Raw genomic sequence first — 5,945 nt, 5'->3', positions numbered from 1 at the left:
CTGTTGCCATGCGGGCCGGTATGCACCTTGCCGCTCTGCACCAGGCCGCCGCCGACGAAGGTGTCGATCGAGATATGCATGAAATCGTGGAAGCGCGCGCCGGCGCCTTGCACGAGCTCGGCCAACGCCGCCGAGGTGGCGTCGTTCTCGATGAACACCGGAACCTTTGGCGGCGTCGCGAAGAAGGTCATGAGGTCGATCGCTTCCCATCGATCGCCGAGGTCGTCCGGAAAACCCAGCTCCTCGCTCCAGCCGCCGAGGAAATAGGGCGAGGCGATGCCGACGCCGACGATCGAGGCGTCGTCGAGCCCGTCGACCAGCGCCTCGAAATTGGCGAGCGAGGTGTTGCCGGCCCTGCGCACTAGATCCGGATCCGGATAGCGGTACTCGTGCGATGCGCGCGCCCGAACCTCGCCGGCGAAATCGACCAGCACGGCTTCCAGCGCGCGCCGGCCGATTTTGATGCCGACGCTGTAGATGCGCTCCGGCGCCAGCCGGTAGAGGATCGACGGCGATCCGCGCTGTCCGAATCTTTTTCCCACTTGCTTTACGAAACCGGCCTGCTCCAGCCCATCGACGATGTCGGCGACCGCGGCGGGCGTGAGGTGGGCGGCGCGCGCCAGGTCCGACTTGGACGCCTCCTTCAGGCGGCGGATGGCGTCGAGCACGAAGCGTTCGTTGTAGTGCCGAACCTTGACCGAATTGCTGCCTTTTCCCGACAAAACGCCATCTCCCAGGTCTTGCCGCGAGCGCGGCCGGCTCTATCCATGGTCACGGCCATAAGGCTGCCGGATCACGGGTGAGCACGGCGCGACACTGCGCGTTGCGCCCGAGGAAGTCAATTTTCCGGTTGCGGGTTTGGCGCATTTAATATAGCAAACTGAAAAAATAACTACGACCAGGGAGGAAACGTGCTGCAGCAAGGCGCGCTTGGCGAAGCCGTCGCGACGGCGGCAGGGGCACCAGTGGCGCTGATCGGCGCCACCAAGGCCTTTGGCGGCACCGTCGCGCTGAAGGATGTTTCCTTCGACCTGCGTTCGGGCGAGGTGCTGGCGCTGCTTGGCGAGAACGGCGCCGGCAAGAGCACCTGCGTCAAGCTGCTCGCCGGGGTGTATTCACCCACGGACGGCCATGTCGAGGTCGACGGCAAACCCGCCAGCTTCCGCTCGCCGCACGACGCTCAGGCCGCCGGCATCGCGGTCATGCACCAGCATCCCGGCCTGTTTCCCGACCTGTCGGTCGCGGAAAACATCTATCTCGGCCACATGCCGCGCGATCGTTTCGGCGGCATCGACAATGCCGCCATGATTGCCGGCGCGAAGAAGGTGTTGGCGACTGTCGGCCTTGCCGTGCCGGCCGACACCAGGCTTGGCGCCCTGCGCACCTCCGAGCAGCAGCTGGTCGAGATCGCCCGCGCGCTCTCGCTCGAGGCGCGCGTGCTGATCATGGACGAGCCGACCGCCGCACTCTCGCAGCGCGAGGTGGAGCGGCTTTTCGCCGTCGTCGCCGATCTCAAGGCGCACGGCGTGGCGATGATGTTCGTCGGCCATCGCATGGACGAGATCTTCCGCATCGCCGACCGCATCGCGGTGCTGCGCGACGGCCGCCTCGTCGGCGTCAAGCCGAAGGCCGAGCTTGGCCGCGCCGCCGCGATCTCCATGATGGTCGGACGCGAGGTCAGCGATCTCTACCCGGACCGGCGCGAAAAGCCCGGCGCGCTGGTGCTGGAGGCAAGCGGACTGTCGCGCGCCGGCGCCTTCGCCGATATCGACCTCAAGCTCCATGCCGGCGAAGTGGTGGGCTTAGGCGGTCTCGTCGGCAGCGGCCGCACCGAGATCGCGAGGGTCTTGTTCGGCATCGACCAGCCTGACGCTGGCCAGATCCTCATCGACGGCAGGCCGGTGCGTTTCGCCTCGGCGCGCGACGCCATGGACGCGCGCATCGCCTATGTCTCGGAAGACCGCATGGGCCAGAGCCTGGTGATGGATTTCGGCGTTCTCGACAACGCCGTGCTGCCGGTGCTGGACAAGGCGTCTCGCTTCGGCCTCTACGGCGCCGACCGCGCCATTGGTCTCGTCGCCGATTGGCTGAAGCGCATGAAGCTGCGCTTCGCCGGCTACGCCCAGCCGGTCAAGGAATTGTCCGGCGGCAACCAGCAGAAGGTGGTGCTGGCCAAATGGCTGCGCACCGAGCCGCGTGTGCTCATCCTCGACGAGCCGACGCAAGGCATCGACGTCGGCACCAAGGCCGAGGTTCATGCCATGATCGCCGATCTTGCCGCGCAAGGCATGGCGATCCTGCTGATCTCTTCCGAAATGCCGGAGCTCATCGGTATGTGCGACCGCATCGTCGTGCTGCGCGAGGGCCATCGCACGGCCGAATTCGCCAGCGGCGAAGCGACCCAGGAAAAAGTGCTCGAGGCCGCGACCCGCACGGTCGAGCAGGCCGGCGCGACGACACAGACGGAGCAGGCCGCGCTCGAGGAAGCAAGCAAAGGCCCGGCGAATATCCTCAAGCGCCGCGAGTTCGGCCTGCTCGCCGCGATGCTGGCGGTCGCCATTCCGGTCACCATCATCAATCCGCGCATGGTCAGCGCCGCCAATTTGACAGCGGTGTCGATGGATGCGGCCTTGCTGGTGGTTGCCGCTCTTGCCCAGATGCTGGTGCTGATCACCCGCAACATCGACCTTTCCATCGCATCGGTGATCGGCCTCTCGGCCTATATGGCGGCGAGCATGGTCCAGGCCTATCCCGGCCTCGATATCGCCATTGGCCTCGCGACCGCCTGCGCTGTCGGCACGATCTGCGGCCTCATCAACGGCCTTGTCGTAACCCGAGGGAAAATCCCCGCGATCGTCGTCACGCTCGCCTCGATGTCCATCTTCCGCGGCTTCAACTCGATCTGGGCCGCCGGCGACCAGGTCAGCGCCGACGAGGTGACGCAGCGATGGCTCGACATGACCGGGCTGAAGCTCGCCGGCGTGCCGCTGATCGTCGCCATCGCGATCCTTATCCTCGGCGCCGGCTATGTGCTGCTCTACCGCACGGCGATCGGCCGCGAGCTGTTCGCCACCGGCTCCAATCCGGACGGCGCGCGCCTCATCGGCATTCCCGTCGACCGGCGAATCCTGATGGCCTTCGGCCTGGCCGGGTTGCTCGGCGGCCTGTGCGGCGCGCTGTGGGCCTCGCGCTACGCCACCATCGACGCCCGTGTCGCGCTGGGTTTCGAGCTGACGGTGATCGCGTCCGCCGTAGTCGGCGGCGTCGCCATCCGTGGCGGCTCCGGCACGCTGCTCGGCATCGTGCTCGGATCGCTGACGCTGCTGGTCATCAAGAACGGACTGACCCTGGTGCGGGTCGATCCGCTGTGGCTGCAGGGCGTCTACGGCCTGGTGATCCTCGTCGCCATCGGCATCGACACCTTCATCGTGCGGCGCGCCGAGCAGGCGAGACAGGCGAGGATGAGATGAGCAAGTTCCTCCGCTCCATCGATTTCTGGGACTTGCTGCTGGCCGCCGCCTGCCTGGCGGTGTTCCTCTACGCCGCGATCTTCGTGCCGAACTTCGTCTCCGGCTTCAACCTTTCGCAGCTTGCCGCCAGCGCGTCGGAAAAGGCGCTGCTGATCCTGCCGATGACGCTGCTCATCATCTGCCGCGAGATCGACCTCTCGATCGCCTCTGTGCTGGCGCTGACGTCGGTGATCTTCGGTCTTGCCGTCCAGGCCGGCATGCCGACATTCGCCGCGATCCCGCTGACGCTGCTCTTCGGCGCATTGCTCGGAGCCTTCAACGGCTTTCTGGTGTCGGCGCTCGGCCTGCAGTCGCTGGTGGTGACACTGGGCACCATGGCGCTCTATCGCGGCATCGGCTACATCCTGCTCGGCACCGGCTCGGTCAACATCCTGCCGCCCGCGATCGTCGATTTCGGCATAAACAACCTGCCGGGAACGCAGATTCCCTGGACCATCGTGCCATTTCTCTTACTGGCGCCGATCTTCGCTGTCGTGCTGCAGAAGACCGCAACCGGCAAGCGGCTTTATGCGCTGGGCGGCAGCCCCGAGGTCGCGCGCTATTCCGGCATCGACACGCGCCGCATGGTGCTTTCGCTCTTCGTCGTATCGGGCGTCGTCGCGGCCATCGCCGGCATCGTCTACACGGCGCGCCTCGCCAATGCGCGCGCCAACAACGCGCTCGGCATGGAGCTCGACGTCATCACCATCGTGCTGCTCGGCGGCGTCAGCGTCTTCGGCGGCAAGGGCAAGCTCACCGGCGTCATGCTGGCGCTGGTGCTGATCGCCATCATCCGCAACGTGCTCGCGCTCAACCAGATCGGCGGCGACGCGCAAGGCATGATCATCGGCCTGCTTCTGATCGGCTCGCTGCTGGTCGGCAATTACTGGCGCTCCCTGGAGGAGCGTCTCTCAAGATCGCGCGCTTTGCGCGAAACCAAGGGGTGATCTCGGGCCCCTTCCTGCAAGCCCGAATTAAACGGAGGAGTGTACAATGAAAGCGTTTGGACTAGCCCTGCTCGCATCGACCATTCTGCTTGCCCCAGCCTCGTTGGCCCTTGCCGACGAATGCGCCAAGGAGCCGGTGACCGTCGGCTTCCTGCCCAAGCTCGACACCGATCCCTATTTCAAGGTCGCCCAGCAGGGCGCGGAGGAGGCCGCGAAGGAGATCGGCGGCAAGGCGATCCAGGTCGCGCCGTCGCAGGCAACCGCGGAAGCGCAGATCGATTTCATCAACAGCCTCGTCACCCAGAAGGTCGGCGTCATCGCCATCTCGGCCAATGACGCCAACGCCGTTGCGCCCGCGCTGAAGCGCGCGGCACAGCAGGGCGTGAAGGTGGTGTCCTACGATTCCGACGTCGCCGGCGACGCGCGCGCGGTCTTCGCCAACCAGGCCAAGGGCGACAGCCTGGCCGAGATGATGCTGGAAAGCGCCTACAATCTGATGGGCGGCGAGGGTGACTTCGCCATCCTGTCGTCGACGCCGACGGCCACCAACCAGAACGCCTGGATCGACTTCATGAAGAAGAAGATGGCGGCCGAGCCGAAATTTTCGAAGATGAAGCTGGTGCAGGTCGCCTATGGCGAGGAGAGCGAGCAGGTCAATCAGCAGCAGGCGCTGGCGCTGGTCCAGGCCTTCCCCGATCTGAAGGCGATCATCGTTCCGGCCGGCATCGGCCTGCCGGCCGCGGCGCGCGCGCTGGAGGAAGCCGGCCTGATGGGCAAGGTCAAGCTGACCGGCCTGGCGCCGGCGACGCTTATCTCGAAATACATCAAGGACGGCTCCGCCCAGGACATCTGGTGGAATGTCTCCGATCTCGGCTACCTGACCTACCAGGCCGCCCAGGCGCTGGCGCAATGCAAGATCACCGGCAAGGAAGGCGAGAAGTTCAAGGCCGGCCGTCTCGGCGAATACACGATCGGCGCCGGCGGCGAGCTGGTGCTCGGCCCGGCCAAGATCGTGACGCCGGAGAACCTGGCCGAGTTCAAGTTCTGATCCTTTAAACGCGGCGGGCGCGCCAAGCGCCCGCCGCTCTTTTCTCGATCGCGCGGACGGTTAGGCAATGAAGATCCTGCTTGCGGGCGAAACCTTTTCGGCCACGACAACGGTGGCTTCCGGCGTCGAGGTGCTGACCAGCGCCGCCTATGTCAACGGCGCGGCCGCCTTCAACGCCGCTCTGGCCGCCGAGGGTATCTCGGTCACCCAGATCGGCGGCGAGCGTTGTCCGGCCGAATTCCCTTACGATCTCGGGGCGCTGGCGCCCTACAAAGCGGTGGTGATTTCCGATGTCGGCGCGCTGAGCCTGCTGGTGACGCCCGAGGCGCGCGCCGGCCGTGTCGGCGTCAATCGCCTCGACGTCCTGAAAGCCTATGTCGAAGGCGGCGGCGGATTGATGCTTGCCGGCGGTTATATGGGCTTCCAAGGCATGTTCGGCAC

5 protein-coding genes are annotated in these 5,945 nt (G+C 65.9%); 4 read left to right on the top strand and 1 reads right to left on the bottom strand.

The window, feature by feature from the left end:
- The coding region (locus EOD07_RS19125) for an ROK family transcriptional regulator (protein WP_164772354.1) at positions 1 to 722 on the bottom strand (722 nt) is incomplete at its 3' end.
- A 189-nt stretch (positions 723 to 911) separates the two neighbouring features.
- Between EOD07_RS19125 and EOD07_RS19120 the strand changes: the two genes are divergently transcribed.
- The 4 genes from EOD07_RS19120 to EOD07_RS19105 all read left to right on the top strand — a co-directional run.
- Entirely contained in the window at positions 912 to 3,470 is a 2,559-nt protein-coding gene (locus EOD07_RS19120; protein ID WP_127236578.1) for an ATP-binding cassette domain-containing protein, read from the top strand.
- On the top strand, positions 3,467 to 4,456 hold the full coding sequence (locus EOD07_RS19115; RefSeq protein ID WP_127236577.1) for an ABC transporter permease: 990 nt from the start codon (positions 3,467 to 3,469) through the stop codon (positions 4,454 to 4,456). The genes EOD07_RS19120 and EOD07_RS19115 overlap by 4 nt, the downstream gene beginning before the upstream one ends.
- Before the next feature lie 46 nt (positions 4,457 to 4,502).
- Positions 4,503 to 5,504 carry a rhamnose ABC transporter substrate-binding protein gene (locus EOD07_RS19110; RefSeq protein ID WP_042637892.1) on the top strand — a complete coding sequence of 334 codons (1,002 nt, stop codon included), beginning with the start codon at positions 4,503 to 4,505 and terminating at the stop codon, positions 5,502 to 5,504.
- 67 nt (positions 5,505 to 5,571) lie between these two features.
- The coding region (locus EOD07_RS19105; RefSeq protein WP_245470278.1) for a glutamine amidotransferase at positions 5,572 to 5,945 on the top strand (374 nt) is incomplete at its 3' end.

It is taken from the genome of Mesorhizobium sp. M2C.T.Ca.TU.002.02.1.1 (assembly GCF_003997225.1).
This window is presented reverse-complemented; position numbering and strand designations above follow the sequence as displayed.